This window comes from Nonomuraea sp. NPDC001636 (assembly GCF_040298265.1).
GTDB lineage: Bacteria > Actinomycetota > Actinomycetes > Streptosporangiales > Streptosporangiaceae > Nonomuraea.
In genome coordinates this window covers 179086-191976 of record NZ_JBEOZT010000001.1, presented here as the reverse complement: position 1 = coordinate 191976, position 12891 = coordinate 179086, and the positions used below count along the sequence as shown (strand labels likewise).

General features: G+C 72.9%; 16 protein-coding genes. 9 read left to right on the top strand and 7 right to left on the bottom strand.

Annotated elements, in window-relative coordinates; translation table 11 throughout:
• The first annotated feature begins 67 nt into the window (after window positions 1-67).
• Window positions 68-922, top strand: a complete 855-nt coding sequence (locus ABT158_RS00850; protein ID WP_352349465.1) for an arylamine N-acetyltransferase family protein — start codon at window positions 68-70, stop codon at window positions 920-922.
• A 39-nt stretch (window positions 923-961) separates the two neighbouring features.
• Window positions 962-2029, top strand: a complete 1068-nt coding sequence (locus ABT158_RS00845; RefSeq protein WP_352322641.1) for a protein kinase domain-containing protein — start codon at window positions 962-964, stop codon at window positions 2027-2029.
• Here the strand turns inward: ABT158_RS00845 and ABT158_RS00840 are convergent.
• Both ABT158_RS00840 and ABT158_RS51265 read right to left on the bottom strand, forming a co-directional pair.
• Window positions 2010-2192 carry a hypothetical protein gene (locus tag ABT158_RS00840; protein ID WP_352349463.1) on the bottom strand — a complete coding sequence of 61 codons (183 nt, stop codon included), beginning with the start codon at window positions 2190-2192 and terminating at the stop codon, window positions 2010-2012. The genes ABT158_RS00845 and ABT158_RS00840 overlap by 20 nt on opposite strands.
• 57 nt (window positions 2193-2249) lie before the next feature.
• A complete protein-coding gene (locus ABT158_RS51265; RefSeq protein WP_502911461.1) occupies window positions 2250-2489 on the bottom strand; it encodes a hypothetical protein in 240 nt (79 codons plus the stop codon).
• Window positions 2490-2830: 341 nt separating this feature from the next.
• Here ABT158_RS51265 and ABT158_RS00830 point away from each other — a divergent pair, with 341 nt between their 5' ends.
• The gene (locus ABT158_RS00830; protein ID WP_352349461.1) at window positions 2831-3445 is read left to right on the top strand and encodes a hypothetical protein; all 615 of its coding nucleotides are present in this window, start codon (window positions 2831-2833) and stop codon (window positions 3443-3445) included.
• Window positions 3446-3550: 105 nt separating this feature from the next.
• Window positions 3551-3742, top strand: a complete 192-nt coding sequence (locus ABT158_RS00825) for a tail-anchor membrane protein (RefSeq protein ID WP_352322643.1) — start codon at window positions 3551-3553, stop codon at window positions 3740-3742.
• A 25-nt stretch (window positions 3743-3767) separates the two neighbouring features.
• On the opposite strand, the gene ABT158_RS00820 is transcribed toward ABT158_RS00825, so the two are convergent.
• Together ABT158_RS00820 and ABT158_RS00815 are read right to left on the bottom strand one after the other, a co-directional pair.
• A complete protein-coding gene (locus tag ABT158_RS00820; RefSeq protein ID WP_352349459.1) occupies window positions 3768-4079 on the bottom strand; it encodes a DUF3817 domain-containing protein in 312 nt (103 codons plus the stop codon).
• A gap of 2 nt (window positions 4080-4081) precedes the next feature.
• Window positions 4082-4864: an SURF1 family protein gene (locus ABT158_RS00815; protein WP_352349457.1), complete on the bottom strand. Its 783-nt coding sequence runs from the start codon at window positions 4862-4864 to the stop codon at window positions 4082-4084.
• A gap of 106 nt (window positions 4865-4970) precedes the next feature.
• Here ABT158_RS00815 and ABT158_RS00810 point away from each other — a divergent pair, with 106 nt between their 5' ends.
• The 3 genes from ABT158_RS00810 to ABT158_RS00800 all read left to right on the top strand — a co-directional run bounded on the left by ABT158_RS00810 (window position 4971) and on the right by ABT158_RS00800 (window position 6870).
• On the top strand, window positions 4971-5144 hold the full coding sequence (locus tag ABT158_RS00810; RefSeq protein WP_352349455.1) for a flagellar basal body-associated FliL family protein: 174 nt from the start codon (window positions 4971-4973) through the stop codon (window positions 5142-5144).
• 126 nt (window positions 5145-5270) lie between these two features.
• Window positions 5271-5423 (top strand): hypothetical protein, encoded by a 153-nt coding sequence (locus ABT158_RS00805; protein ID WP_352349453.1) that lies wholly within the window; start codon window positions 5271-5273, stop codon window positions 5421-5423.
• Window positions 5416-6870, top strand: coding sequence for a flavin-containing monooxygenase (locus tag ABT158_RS00800; protein WP_352349451.1), 1455 nt, complete (start codon window positions 5416-5418; stop codon window positions 6868-6870). Before ABT158_RS00805 ends, ABT158_RS00800 begins: the two co-directional genes overlap by 8 nt.
• Window positions 6871-6880: 10 nt before the next feature.
• Here ABT158_RS00800 and ABT158_RS00795 read toward each other — a convergent pair whose 3' ends face one another.
• Window positions 6881-7558: a glycoside hydrolase family 25 protein gene (locus ABT158_RS00795; RefSeq protein ID WP_352349449.1), complete on the bottom strand. Its 678-nt coding sequence runs from the start codon at window positions 7556-7558 to the stop codon at window positions 6881-6883.
• A gap of 212 nt (window positions 7559-7770) precedes the next feature.
• Window positions 7771-9495: a gamma-glutamyltransferase gene (gene ggt / locus ABT158_RS00790; protein WP_352349447.1), complete on the bottom strand. Its 1725-nt coding sequence runs from the start codon at window positions 9493-9495 to the stop codon at window positions 7771-7773.
• Between the two features lie 95 nt (window positions 9496-9590).
• Here ggt and ABT158_RS00785 point away from each other — a divergent pair, with 95 nt between their 5' ends.
• Window positions 9591-10703, top strand: coding sequence for a sensor histidine kinase (locus ABT158_RS00785; protein ID WP_352349445.1), 1113 nt, complete (start codon window positions 9591-9593; stop codon window positions 10701-10703).
• Complete coding sequence (locus ABT158_RS00780; protein ID WP_352349443.1) at window positions 10700-11347, top strand: response regulator; 648 nt, start codon at window positions 10700-10702, stop codon at window positions 11345-11347. The genes ABT158_RS00785 and ABT158_RS00780 overlap by 4 nt, the downstream gene beginning before the upstream one ends.
• Here the strand turns inward: ABT158_RS00780 and ABT158_RS00775 are convergent.
• Window positions 11328-12878 carry an FAD-dependent monooxygenase gene (locus tag ABT158_RS00775; protein WP_352349441.1) on the bottom strand — a complete coding sequence of 517 codons (1551 nt, stop codon included), beginning with the start codon at window positions 12876-12878 and terminating at the stop codon, window positions 11328-11330. The two genes, ABT158_RS00780 and ABT158_RS00775, sit on opposite strands and share 20 nt — an antisense overlap.
• Between the last annotated feature and the right edge of the window lie 13 nt (window positions 12879-12891).

Below are 12891 nucleotides of genomic sequence, written 5' to 3'. Positions count from 1 at the left end.
AAAGCCTAGAAGTGCGCTGTGCAGACGACACTCCATAATTTGTGCACATCTGGTGCAGACTTGCCGCGTGAACACCGCTGGCTACCTCAGCCGTCTGGGCCTGTCCCACCTGATAGACGCCCCCGCGAGCGCCGAGGGCCTGCGCGCCCTCCACGTCGCGCACGTCGAGAAGGTCGCCTACGAGGCGCTGGAGATCTGGCTCGGCCGCCCCACCTCCCTCGATCCCGTCGAGTCCGCCGAGCGCATCATCAGGGGCCGCGGCGGCTACTGCTACCACCTGAACGGCGCCTTCTCCGAGCTGATCAGGAGCCTCGGCTACGACGTCACCAGGCACGTCGGCGGCGTGCAGAACCCCGGCAGCGAGCCCGGCGTCACCGGCAACCACCTGGTGCTGACCGTGCGCGGCCTGCCGAGCGTGGACAACCCGGGCGGCGAGTGGCTGGCCGACCTCGGCCTCGGGGACGGCGTGCACGAGCCGCTGCCGCTGGTCGCGGGCGCGTACCGGCAGGGGCCGTTCACGTACGTCCTGCGGCCGTCGCAGGTCGCGCCCGGCGGGTGGCGGTTCGACCATGACCCGAGCGGTTCGTTCGTGGGGATGGATTTCGAGCGGACCCCGACAGAGATGTCCGCCTTCGCTGATATGCACAATCATTTGTCGACGTCACCGTCGTCCGGGTTCGTGCGCACCGCCGTCGTGCAGAGACGCGACGCCTCGGGCGTGGACACGCTGCGCGGGCTCGTCCTGACCCGCGTCGGCGCCGGGAGCCACTCGATCACCCTGGACACGGCGCGCGACTACTTCGCGGCGCTCGCCGACGTCTTCTCGCTGACCTTCGACGACCTGACCGACCAGGACGAGGAGCGGCTCTGGAGCAGACTGCACGACGCCCACGAGGCGTGGCTGACCGGCCGGACCGCGTGATGGCCGGGCGGGCCGGGCGAGCGCTATCGTGCACTCGACATGGCTGAGACCAGGAAGCTGGCCGGGCGCTACCGGCTGCTCAACCCCCTGGGCGCGGGGTCCGTACGGCTGGCCTTCGACGAGACGGAACACCGCGACGTCGCGGTCAGGGAGCTGCGCATCCCGCCCGAACTGCGCGAGTCCGCGCTGCACGAGGCGCGCAGGGCCGCGGGGCTGCGGCACGCCTCGATCGCCCGGGTGCTCGGCGTGCTGGTCGAGGACCGGGTGCCCTGGCTGGTCATGGAGTTCGTCTCGGGGGTGTCGCTGGAGCAGGCCGTACGCGCGCGGCAGCCGCTGCCCGTCGTCCAGGTGGCCAGGATGGGCGTCTGCGTGTTGTCGGCGCTGTCCGTGGCGCACGCGGCCGGGATCGTCCATGGGCAGGTCAGCCCCGGGAACGTGCTGCTGACCAGCACCGGGAGGGCGGTGCTCACCGGGTTCGGGGTGCCGAGCCTCAGCATGCGGCCCTCGGCCGACCTGTGGTCGCTGGCGGCCACGCTGCACTTCGCCGTCGAGGGCCGCCCGCCCGGCCAGGTGCCCGCCGAGGGCGCCGACCCGCTGCGGTCGCTGATCCGCGCCATGCTGCATCCCGCCGGGTCGCCGCCGGTGGAGGTGGTCCGCGAGACGCTGGAGAGACTGGCTCTCGACCAGCCGCTCGACCAGGTCGTCCGCGCCCTTGGACCGCTCCCGCCCGCCGAGGTGGCCGAGATCGGGCTCGCGCTGCTCGACCAGCTCCAGGCCATGGGCGGCCGGCACGGGGCGGTGCAGCCGAGCGGCGTGCTCATCTCCGACCAGGGGCGGGCCACGCTGGTCGCGCCGCTGCGGTCGGGCACGGTCCCGGCGTACACGGCTCCGGAGGGGGTGGCGAGCCCGGCCGCCGACCTGTGGTCCCTGGGGGCCACCCTGTTCATGGCCGTGGAGGGGGTGCCGCCCGCGCCGGGGGCGTCGCTGGCGCGGGCCGGGGCGCTGGCTCCCGTCCTGGTGCGCCTGCTGTCCGGCAATCCGGCCGACCGTCCCGCCCCCGAAGTTCTCCGGCACGAGCTGCGGGCGGTCATGGGCCCGCGCCGATGACCCGCGTGCCCGTCCTGCCGCGTCCCGTCGACGCCGCCACGCGGGACGCCGGCCGGTGGTGGCCGGTCGTGCCCGCGGCCGTCGCCGCGGCGGCCGGGTCCTGGGGGCTCTCGGGGCCGTCGTTGTGGCGGGACGAGTCGGTCAGCGCGTTGGTCGCGCGCATGCCGTTCGGCGAGCTGCGTCGTTTCCTCGCCGACCTCGACGCCGTCCACGCCCTCTACTACCTGCTCATGCGGCCCTTCGCCGCGCTTCCCTGGCCGCCGGAGATCGCCGTCCGGCTGCCCTCGGTGCTCGCCTTCACGGCCGCCGCGCTCGGGGTCGCGGCCCTGGGCCGCCGCCTGGCCGGCACCCCCGCCGGCGTGTACGCCGGTCTGCTGTACGCCCTCACCCCCATCGCGGCCCGGTACGCCCAGGAGGCCCGCTCGTACGCCCTGGTGAGCGCGGTCGCCGTGCTGGCCACGTGGCTCCTGGTCAAGCTGCTCGACCGTCCCGGCGCGGGGGTCTGCGCGGCCTACGGCGCGAGCGTGGCGCTGCTCGGCTGGCTGCACCTGTACGCCCTGCTGCTCGTCCCCGCCCACCTGCTCACCGCCTGGCTGCCCGCCCTCCGCCGCGGGCTCACCGCGAACCCGATGCCCGCCGTCGTGCGGTCGTCGGCGGCGGTCGGGGCGGCGGGAGCGGCGCTCGTGCCGCTGCTCGTCCTGGCCGCCGGTCAGCGGGACGCCCAGGTGTTCTGGCTCAGGACCCCCGGCTGGGCCGAGCTGGCCGCCTTCCCCGGCGAGGTCGCGGGGGGCGGGCGCGGTCGTGCTGTTCGCCGCCGCGCTGTGGGGAGCCGTACGCGCCCCGGCCGTGACGGTGTGGGCGGTGCTGCCGGTGGCGCTGTCGTTCGCGATCTCCCAGGTCCAGCCCGTCTACCATCCGCGTTACGTGCTCTTCGCGGTTCCGCTGCTCGCGGTGCTCGCCGGGATCGGCCTGGCCGGGGTGCGGTGGCGGGCCGTGCCGGTCGCCGTCCTGGCGCTGTTCGCCGTGCTCGTGTTTCCCGCGCAGGCGGCGATGAGGCAGCCCGCCGCGCGTCCCGACGACCTGCGCACGCTGGCCGCCACGCTGGCCGCGGAGGAACGTCCGGGCGACCGGGTGCTGTTCGTGCCGCAGCGCTTCCGGCTGTTCGTGGCCGTGTACGGCGGCCCGTACGACCGCCTGACGGACCTCACCCGCGCGCCCGGCGCGCCCGGCCCGCGCACGGCCGCCGAACTGGACGCGGCCCTGAAGGGCGTGAACCGGGTCTGGCTCATCTCCCCCAGGATCGGGACGAAGTACGCCGACGACGAGCGTTACCGCACCCTCAAAAGAACGCTCGCACCGGGACAGACGCGCACATACGGCTCGATCCACCTCACCCTCTGGTCCCGCAACGATTGAGATACATCGCGTCATGGAACCTCAGGCACGGGTCCACTCGTTGGACGGGCGACGCAGAATGTGGGAGAGGCGGGGCACGGGCTCCGCGTTCGGAGGAAGCCAGGGATGTCGCCAGTTCAGAAGTACGTCATCGGCGCAGGCGCCGCGGTTCTGCTCTCGCTGATCTTCTTGCCGGGCTGGATCACCCTGCTGGTGGTGCTCGGCGCGGTCGCGGCGCCGGTGGTCGGCTACCTCATGCTCGACCCGTCGCAGCGCGAGCGGCTCAAGCGGGCCCGCAGGCGCGGGATCGGCGGCTGAGGCCCGCGGGCCGCGGCGGGGGTCGTCAGGCCCTCGCCGCGCTCAGCTCCGACCGCACCCGGCCGTGCACCCTGCGCTCCACGTAGAACGACAGGAACGGGACCGTGCCGCCGAGCATGACCCCGAGCATGTACGGCCAGCTCCAGCGCGCCTTCATGCCCAGGTTCATGACGGTGATGAGGTAGATCATGTACAGGCCGCCGTGGATGGGCGCGACGATCTTCGACAGCTCGGCGGCGCCGAAGCCGTAGCGCAGCACCATCGCGACGCACAGGATGAGCAGCATGACGCCGACCACGTAGGCGAGCACCCGGAAGGGCTTGAGAGCCGATTCCACCGTTAACCTTCCAGAACCATCTCGGGGGACTTGTCGCGGTCCCGATCCGCCCGTACGGCGTCGCGTACGAAGTGGAACCACATGAAGACGGCGAATCCTGCGAAGATCCACCAGTTTGCGGCATAAGCCAGGTTACGCCAGGTCAGCGTGCCACCGACCTCCGGCGGCCGGATCTTCACCTGTGTGAGCGAGCCGGACGGCGGCTGCGCCACCATGAACCCGGTCCGCAGCTTCTGGCCGGTCCACAGGTTGATCAGCTCTCCGGTGGACACGGTCTGCACCTGCCCAGGAGGCAGCCCCTCGGCCCGCCGCTGGACGCTGTCGGTGCCCTGCTGGCCCCGCAGCCGCCCGTGCACCGTGACCCGGCCCTGCGGCACGGCGGCGACGCCCGGATCGTCCGCGTTGGCCGCCCAGCCGCGCACGACCGGCATCAGCGTGCCGTCGTCGAGCCGGATCGGCGTGAGCACCCAGTAGCCGTGGCCGCGCGAGACGTTGCCGCCGGGGGCGTCGACGTCGGGCCGCCGGTCGGCGACCAGGAGCTGCCGGTCGGCCTCGTACGTGCCCTCGGCGGCGACCCTGCGGCCGACGGCCTCGCCCTCCATCTGCCCGCCCACCTGGGCCAGCGTGGCGACCCCCACGGGAGCCGGATCGACGGCCGCGTGCGGCCTGCCGGAGTCCTGGAACACGCCGAGCTGCCAGCGGCCGAGCAGGATGAACGCGACGAGGACCCCGATCGTCAGCAGATGCAGCCCCACGACGCGGGGTGAGAGCAGGGTCCGGAGCATGCCTCAAAGCTATCCGCCAGGTGGAGTGGTCCCCTCATCAGCCCATGCCTATAGGTAGTGGCAAAGGGGTGCAAATGGACCATGCCATCGCGCTAGGCTGCTGGCCATGTCTGACCAGCATATCGATCCCGCGGGCAACACCCAGCAGTTCCGCGCCTTCGCGCAGCGCCAGGAGCAGGAGGAGGCGGCGGCCCCCAAGAAGTCGCCGCTGCTGCCGATCCTCGCGGTCGCCTTGGTGATCGTGATCATCGGCGTCGCCGCCTTCCTGCTGCTCCGCTAGCACCCAACCGCATACGGACACCCCACCCGCCCCGACGCCGTGGCGGGTCTTTGCCGTCTCCGCACACCCTGAGGCGCTTCCCGTCCGGACTGGACCGGCGGCTGGCGACTGACTACATTGGACGACATGTCCAATACACCGGACATCAAGCCGCGCCGGGAGGCGCCGCAGTACCTGCGGCCCGGCTTCCGTCCGAGCCGGGAGGGCGACCTGCGCCAGGCGCTGGACCACATCGCCGGCTCGCCCGCCCACGCGGAGTTCAGGAGGTTCAGTGGCTGAGCCAGGATTGGTGATCATCGGCACCGGCTTCGCCGGGATCGGCATGGCGATCAAGCTCAAGGAGGCGGGCTACCACGACTTCGTGATCCTGGAGAAGGCCGCCGACCTCGGTGGCACCTGGCGGGACAACACCTACCCCGGATGCGCGTGCGACGTGCCGTCGCACATGTACTCCTACTCGTACGAGCTGAACCCCGGCTGGTCGCGGATGTTCGCCCCGCAGGCCGAGATCCGGGACTACGTGCGCACGTGCGCGGACAAGTACGGAGTGACCCCCCACATCCGCTACAACAAGCACGTCACGTCCCTGGAGTACGACGACGACCGCAGGAACTGGACGGTCACCACGGACGACGGCACAACCATGCGGACGAACGCCATCGTTTCCGGCATCGGCGCCCTCCACATCCCGAAATTTCCGGAAATCGTGGGGAGGGAATCCTTCGCCGGCCCCTCCTTCCACTCCGCCGAATGGGACCACTCGGTCGACCTGACCGGCAAGCGCGTCGCCGTCGTCGGCACCGGCGCCTCCGCCGTCCAGTTCGTCCCCCAGCTCGCCCCCCGGGTGCGCGAGCTGACCGTCTTCCAGCGCACGCCGCCGTGGATCCATCCCAAGCCCGACTTCGCCTTCTCCCCCGCCGCCCGGCGCGTCCTGGCCCTGCCCGGCATGGCGCGGGCCCTGCGCGGGGCCATCTACTGGGCGCTGGAGAGCCGGGCGCTCGGCTTCGCGGTGCACCCGCGGCTGATGAAGGCGCACGAGGTGCTGGCGCTCAAGCACCTGGCGGCGCAGGTACCCGATCCCGGCCTGCGCCGCAGGCTGACGCCCGACTACACCATCGGCTGCAAGCGCGTGCTCGTCTCCAGCGACTACTACCCGGCCCTGACCAGGCCGGACGTCACCCTCGTCACCGACGCCATCGCCGAGATCCGGCCCCGCTCGATCGTCACCACGACCGGCGCGGAGCACCCGGCCGACGTGATCGTCTACGGCACCGGCTTCAAGGTCGTGGAGGCCCTCCAGGACCAGCGCATCACCGGCCGGAACGGCCTGAAGATCCAGGACGCCTGGCAGAACGGCATCGAGACCTACCACGGCATCACCACCACCGGCTTCCCGAACCTGTTCTTCCTGCTCGGCCCGAACACCGGCCTCGGGCACAACTCGGTCGTCTTCATGATCGAGTCGCAGGTCCGCTACGTCATCGAGTGCCTGCGCCTGCTCTCCAGGACCCAGGCCAGGGCGCTGGACGTCAGGAAGGACGCCCAGGACGCCTTCAACCGCCGGCTGCACGCGCGCCTGGACCCGCTCGTGTGGAACGCGGGCGGCTGCCGCTCCTGGTATCTGGACGAGCACGGAGTGAACCGGACGATCTGGCCGGGCTTCACCTTCGAGTACTGGGCCCGTACGCGGAAGGTGCGGCCGGAGGCGTACGAGCTCATCTACTGAGGACGGCGGGTCACCTGCGGCCCAGCGCCTTGAGCTGGACGGGGGTGAGCGCGGAGACGTTCTGGTCCACCGGCGCGTCGGCGTACTGGTGGATGGTCCAGGTCTTCCAGTCGGCGGGGGCGGTCACCTGGCCGGGGCCCTTGCCGTAGCGGGCCACCCACAGCGGGTACCGCTGGAGGCCGTGGCCGTACTCGTCGGCGAAGTTCCAGCCGCTGTAGAACAGCGGCGTGACGCCGGTCCTGGCCTGGACGTGCGCCAGCCACTTCTTGGCCCAGGCGTTCACCTCGGTCACGGACCGGCCGTCGGAGGTCTCCAGGTCGAGCGCGAGCAGGTCGCCCTTGGCGGCCGGCTGCCGGCCGACCACGGACAGGAAGTGGTCCGCCTCGGCGATCGGGTCGTTCGACGGGTGCCCGTAGTGGTAGGCGCCCCGCACCTTGCCCTTCGCGCCCAAATCGGCCCAGTGGCGGGCGAAGGAGGCGTCCACGCGGGTGGCGCCCTCGGTGGCCTTGACGATGCCGAACGCGGCGCCGCTGGCGGCCCAGTCGTGGTCCGGCTGGTAGTGGGAGACGTCCTGGCCGTAGGTGAGGCCGTCGGCGTGGGCGGGGGCGGACGTCAGGCCGAGGCCCGACACGGCGGCGGTGGCGGCCAGCAGGGCGCTCGCGCACAGCTTCTTGACGTTCGGCTTCACGGGGTTCCTCCTGAGGGCAGGCCGGAGCCGCCCACGGGTGTCTGTCGGATGCCGCGACGGCGGCTGATGAGCTGCGGCAGGCGGTTGCCGCCCGGCGGCATGGCGCGTCGCGATGCCCTTTACAACCCCGTGACCTGGGCAAACATTCCCTCATGCCGGAGTCAAGCCGGCGAGTGGCGGCGGCCCCGCGAGGGGGCCGCCGCCGTGCGCGCTCAGCGCGGGTCGACGACCAGGGCGCTGCCGCCGCCCCGCCGTACGGGCTCGGCGACGGCCTGGACCAGGCCGTGGCCGCGCAGTTCCAGCGCCGTGGCCGCGCCGATCTCGGGGTTCAGCACGAAGCCGTGCCCCTTGGCCTCCAGCTCGGTCCGGTACTTGTCGAGGAACGCCTGCTCGGCCTGCGTCTGGGCGGTGTTGCGCTGCGTGGCCCGCGGCGCGGCGAGGGCGTCGGGCAGGCTCATGCCGAATTCGTACCGGTTGACCAGGATCTGCAGCACGGTGGTGATGATCGTCGAGCCGCCCGGCGAGCCCGCGGCCAGCACCGGCCTGCCGTGGTCGAACACCAGCGTGGGCGCCATCGACGAGCGCGGCCGCTTGCCGGGGCCGGGCAGGTTGGGGTCGCCGGGGGCGGGGCCGAAGGTGAAGTCGGTCAGCTCGTTGTTGAGCAGCACGCCGCGGCCCGGCACCACGATGCCGTTGCCGCCGGTCGACTCGATGGTGAGGTTGTAGGCGACCACGTTGCCCCAGCGGTCGGCGACGACCAGGTGCGTGGTCTCCGGCCCCTCGTCCGCGATCGGGGTCGCGCTGCCGGTCGGGGTGGCGCAGGCGCCGTACGTGCCGTCGGGGCTGCCGGGGGCGACCGGGCTGGTCAGGGCCCTGTCGCCGATCAGGCAGGCCCGCTCCTTGGCGAACCCGTCGGACAGCAGCTCGCGCAGCGGCACGCCGGGGAGGTCGCCGACGTAGGCGTTGCGGTCGGCGAAGGCCAGCCTGGACGCCTCCAGGTACTCGTGCAGGCCCACCTTGGGCAGGGCTTCGAGGATGTTGAGCGCCTCGCCGACGGTCGAGCCGCCCGAGGACGGCGGGGCCATGCCGTAGACGTCCATGCCGTTGTAGGAGATCTTGGTGGGCTCGCGCAGGAGGGCGCGGTAGTCCCGCAGGTCCGACAGCTCCATCAGGCCGGGCCTGACGTTGCGGGTGCTGCCGGGGGTGACCGGCGGCTTCTTCACGGTGGCGACGATCTCCGCGCCGAGCCGGCCGCCGTACAGCCAGCCGGGGCCGCGCCGGGCCAGTTCCCGGTACGTGTTCGCCAGCTCCGGGTTCCTGAACACCGAGCCGACCGGTGGCGGGGCGCCGTTCGGCAGGTAGAGCCGGGCCGTCGAGGTGATGTCCTTGAAGCGGTCGGCGTTCGCGGCGGTCTGGTCGTGGAACGTCTGGTCCACGACGAAGCCGCGCGAGGCCACCTCGATGGCGGGCTGGAGCGCCTGGCCGAGCGAGAGGGTGCCGAACCGGCGCAGGGCCAGGTCCCAGTGCGCCAGCGTGCCGGGCACGCCCGCCGACAGGCCGCTGGTGACGCCCTCGTCGAACGGGATGCCCTCGAAGCTGGACGCGGTCATCGCGCGCGGGGCGGTCTCGCGGCCGTCGATGGTGACGACCTTGCGCTGCTTCGCGTCGTACAACACCATGAAGCCGCCGCCGGTCAGGCCGGCCGAGTACGGCTCGGTCACCCCGAGCACGGCTCCGGCGGCCACGGCCGCGTCGACGGCGTTGCCCCCGCGTCTCAGCACGGAGATCGCGGCCTTGCTGGCGTCGAGATCGACGGTGGCGACGGCGCCTCCGTACCCCTCGGCGACCGGGGCCTTCTGCTGGGGGCCCGCCGACGCGGGCGCGGCGGGCAGGAGTGAGATGAGGACTGCTGCTGCGGAGAAGATCACACGGCGCATGGTGTCCACGATGACCCAGCTACGCCCGTCGTGGTAGGGCCCCCTCGGACAAGGGGATGATGTCGTGCGCGCCGCGGGTGGCCTAGCGTGGAGGCGTGCGCTGGAAGTCCGGTTTCGACCCTTATCTCGCCCTCATCGTGGCGGTCGCCCAATTGGTGATCGCCCAAGGCGCGACGTGGGGCCAGCAGCGCCTCCTGAGGGAGCCGCTCGACCCCTACGCGTACGCGTTGCTGCTGATCGGGCCGCTGACCATCCTCTTCCGCAGACGGTTCCCGCTGCTGACGGTCTCCGTCGCCCTCGCCGCGATGGACCTGTTCCTCATCGGCGGCTACGCCTACGGCCCCGCCTTCCTCAGCCCGGGCGTCCTGCTGTTCCTCCTGGTCACGGGCGGCAGACGGCTGATGGCCTGGACGATGGCGACCATGACGGTGGCCTCGCTCCTCAGCTACGCCTGGTGGGTGGGCAACCGCGACCTGTTCCACAGCGTGGCGATCCTGGCGTTCATCCTGCTGTTCATGGTCGTGGCCGAGCTGGTCAGGATCGTCAGGGAACGCCAGGCCGAGCGCGAGCGCGTCGCGGAGGAGGAGGCCAGGCGGCAGGCCAGCGAGGAGCGCCTGACCATGGCCCAGGAGCTGCACGACGTGCTCGCGCACAACATCTCGCTCATCCACGTGCAGGCCAGTACCGCGCTGCACCTCATCGACGCCAACCCCGAGCAGGCCCGCTCGGCCCTGGCCACGATCAAGACGGCGTCCAAGGAAGTGCTCGGCGAGATGCGCTCGGTGCTCAACGTGCTGCGCGACGGCGCCCCGCGCTCTCCGACGGCCGGGCTCGACCGGCTCGACGACCTCGTCCAGCGTTCGGGGATGGAGGTCTCGCTCCGGCGGGTGGGGTCGCGGCCGCTGCCGCCGCAGGTCGAGCGGGCCGCGTACCGGATCGTGCAGGAGTCGCTCACCAACGCCGCCCGTCACGCGCCCGGCTCGCGGGTGTCGGTGCGCCTGGAGTACGGCGCCGAGGAGCTGGTCATCGTGGTCGCCGACACGGGGGCGACCAAGCCCGCCGTGCTGTCGGAGGAAGGCAGCGGCAACGGCATCCCCGGCATGCGCGAGCGCGCCTCCGCCCTGGGCGGCACGCTCGTCGCCGGCCCGTCGGGCGGCGGCTTCCAGGTCGAGGCCCGTCTGCCCCTACCCGAGGAGAACCCAACGTGATCAAGGTGTTGCTCGCCGACGACCAGGCGCTGGTCCGGGCGGGCTTCAAGGCCCTGCTGGACGCCCAGCCCGACATGACCGTGGTGGCCGAGGCGGCCGACGGCGCGGAGGCGGTGCGCCTGGCCGGCGAGCACGCCCCGGACGTCGTGCTGATGGACATCCGCATGCCCGGCACCGACGGCCTGACCGCCACCCGCCTGATGCCGCCCGGACCGCACATCATCATCCTGACCACCTTCGAGCTGGACGAGTACGTCTTCGAGGCGCTGCGCGGCGGCGCGTCCGGCTTCCTGGTCAAGGACACCGAGCCGGCCGAGCTCATCCAGGCCGTGCGGGTGGTGGCGGCGGGCGAGGCTCTGCTGTCGCCGAGCGTGACCCGGCGGCTGATCGCCGAGTACGCCTCCCGCGCCAAGGAGCCGGTCGCCACCCAGGGCCTCGACCAGCTCACCGAACGCGAGCGCGAAGTGCTCTCCCTGGTCGGCACGGGCATGACCAACGACGAGATCGCCGCCAAGCTGTTCATGTCGCCGGCCACGGCCAAGACCCACGTCAGCCGGGCCATGATGAAGCTGCACGCCCGCGACCGCGCCCAGCTCGTGGTCATCGCCTACGAGTCGGGCCTGGTCAAGCCGGGCTGGCTCTGACGGCGGCCGGTCCCGCGCCGAACCACGCCCGCGCGGCCTCGGCCAGGCCGCCGGTCCCGGCCCAGGCCACGTACCCGTCGGGGCGGACGAGCAGCACGTCGGCGGGCGGCTCGGCGCACCGCGCCCGCACCACGTCGATCCAGCCGCCCCCGGGCAGCACCGAGTCCGGCCCGCCGCCGGGCTCGCCGGGGAACCTCGGGTCCGGCCCGCCGCCGGGGCCGCCGGAGAGCGACGGGGCCGGGTCGTCGCGGAGGTCGAGCAGCACCGGGCGTCCGGCCCGCAGCAGCCCGGCGGCCCGCTGCTCCCCCGCCGCCGTGCTGAGCGGCAGGTCGGGGAGGAACCGGCCGGCGAGCGGATGCGGGTGCTCCAGCCCGCGCGCGGGCGGGTAGCGGGCGTCGGAGCCGTGCAGGAGCGCGGCGAGCCGGCGCAGCGGCTGCTCGTCGGCGAACAGCTCGGCGAGCAGCTCGCGCAGGGCGTCGCCGTCCTCGCCGGGGGCCCGTTCCAGCGCCGCCTGGGCGCGGGTCTGGGCGAGCGAGCGCGCGGCCACCGGACGGCGCTCCTCCTCGTAGGTGTCGAGCAGCCCGGCGGGCACCCGTCCGAGCAGCACGGCGGCCAGCTTCCAGGCCAGGTTGGCCGCCTCCGTCAGGCCGACGTTGAGCGCCGACCCGCCGGCCGGGAACAGGTGGGCGGCGTCCCCGGCCAGGAACACCCGCCCGGCCCGGTAACGCTCGGCGAGCCGGGCCTGGGCGACCGTGCCGGACAGCCAGATCGGCTCGCCCAGCGGCAGGTCCCGCCCGATCACCCGGCGTACGGCCGCGCGGAAGTCGTCCGGGGTCACCGGGCCGCCGGGCAGCGTGCCGCGCTCGCGCACGCCCGCGATGAGCACGCCGGGCCGCAGCGAGGTGAGCAGCAGGCGGCCGGCCGGGGTGCGGTTCCAGCCGGCTTCCAGGCCCTCGACCCGCGGCGCCTGGAACGGCCCCAGTTCGTCGCAGGCGAAGTGGCCGAGCCGCAGCACCTCGTCGTCGGTGGTGCCGGGGAAGCCGATGCCCGCCAGGGCGCGGACGGTGCTGTGCCCGCCGTCGCAGCCGACCACGTACCGGGCGCGGGCCCGGCCGGTGGACAGCTCCAGCGTGACGCCCTCCTCGTCCTGGGCCAGCCCGAGGACCTCGTGGCCGCGCCTGATCTCGGTCCCGAGCCGGACGGCCCGCTCGGTCAGCAGCCGTTCCAGCCGGGGCTGCTGGATCAGCAGCAGCCGCAGCGGCATGTCGTCGTGCCCGGCGAAGCGCAGCGGCACCTGCCCGAACGGGAACCCCGGGGCGGGGCCGGCGAAGCCGCTGCCCTCGGCGAGGACGCCGAGCAGGCCGCGGTGGCCGAGCAGCTCCACGATCTGCCCGGCGAGCCCGTTGGCCTTGGGCAGCTCGCTGGGCTCCGGGCGTTTGTCCAGCACGATCGGGCGTGATCCGGCCAGCGCCAGCTCGCCCGCAAGCATGAGCCCGACCGCGCCCGCTCCCACGATCATCACATCGTCCATGCCTGTCAGGCTA

Bases quoted from the DNA above. Each gene is read 5' to 3' on its own strand.
- ggt (WP_352349447.1), bottom strand. From the start codon at position 9,495: ATGCGCCGTGTGATCTTCTCCGCAGCAGCAGTCCTCATCTCACTCCTG.
- ABT158_RS00810 (WP_352349455.1), top strand. From the start codon at position 4,971: ATGTCTGACCAGCATATCGATCCCGCGGGCAACACCCAGCAGTTCCGC.
- ABT158_RS00815 (WP_352349457.1), bottom strand. From the start codon at position 4,864: ATGCTCCGGACCCTGCTCTCACCCCGCGTCGTGGGGCTGCATCTGCTG.
- ABT158_RS00825 (WP_352322643.1), top strand. From the start codon at position 3,551: ATGTCGCCAGTTCAGAAGTACGTCATCGGCGCAGGCGCCGCGGTTCTG.
- ABT158_RS00845 (WP_352322641.1), top strand. From the start codon at position 962: ATGGCTGAGACCAGGAAGCTGGCCGGGCGCTACCGGCTGCTCAACCCC.
- ABT158_RS00840 (WP_352349463.1), bottom strand. From the start codon at position 2,192: ATGCGCGCGACCAACGCGCTGACCGACTCGTCCCGCCACAACGACGGC.
- ABT158_RS00775 (WP_352349441.1), bottom strand. From the start codon at position 12,878: ATGGACGATGTGATGATCGTGGGAGCGGGCGCGGTCGGGCTCATGCTT.
- ABT158_RS00805 (WP_352349453.1), top strand. From the start codon at position 5,271: ATGTCCAATACACCGGACATCAAGCCGCGCCGGGAGGCGCCGCAGTAC.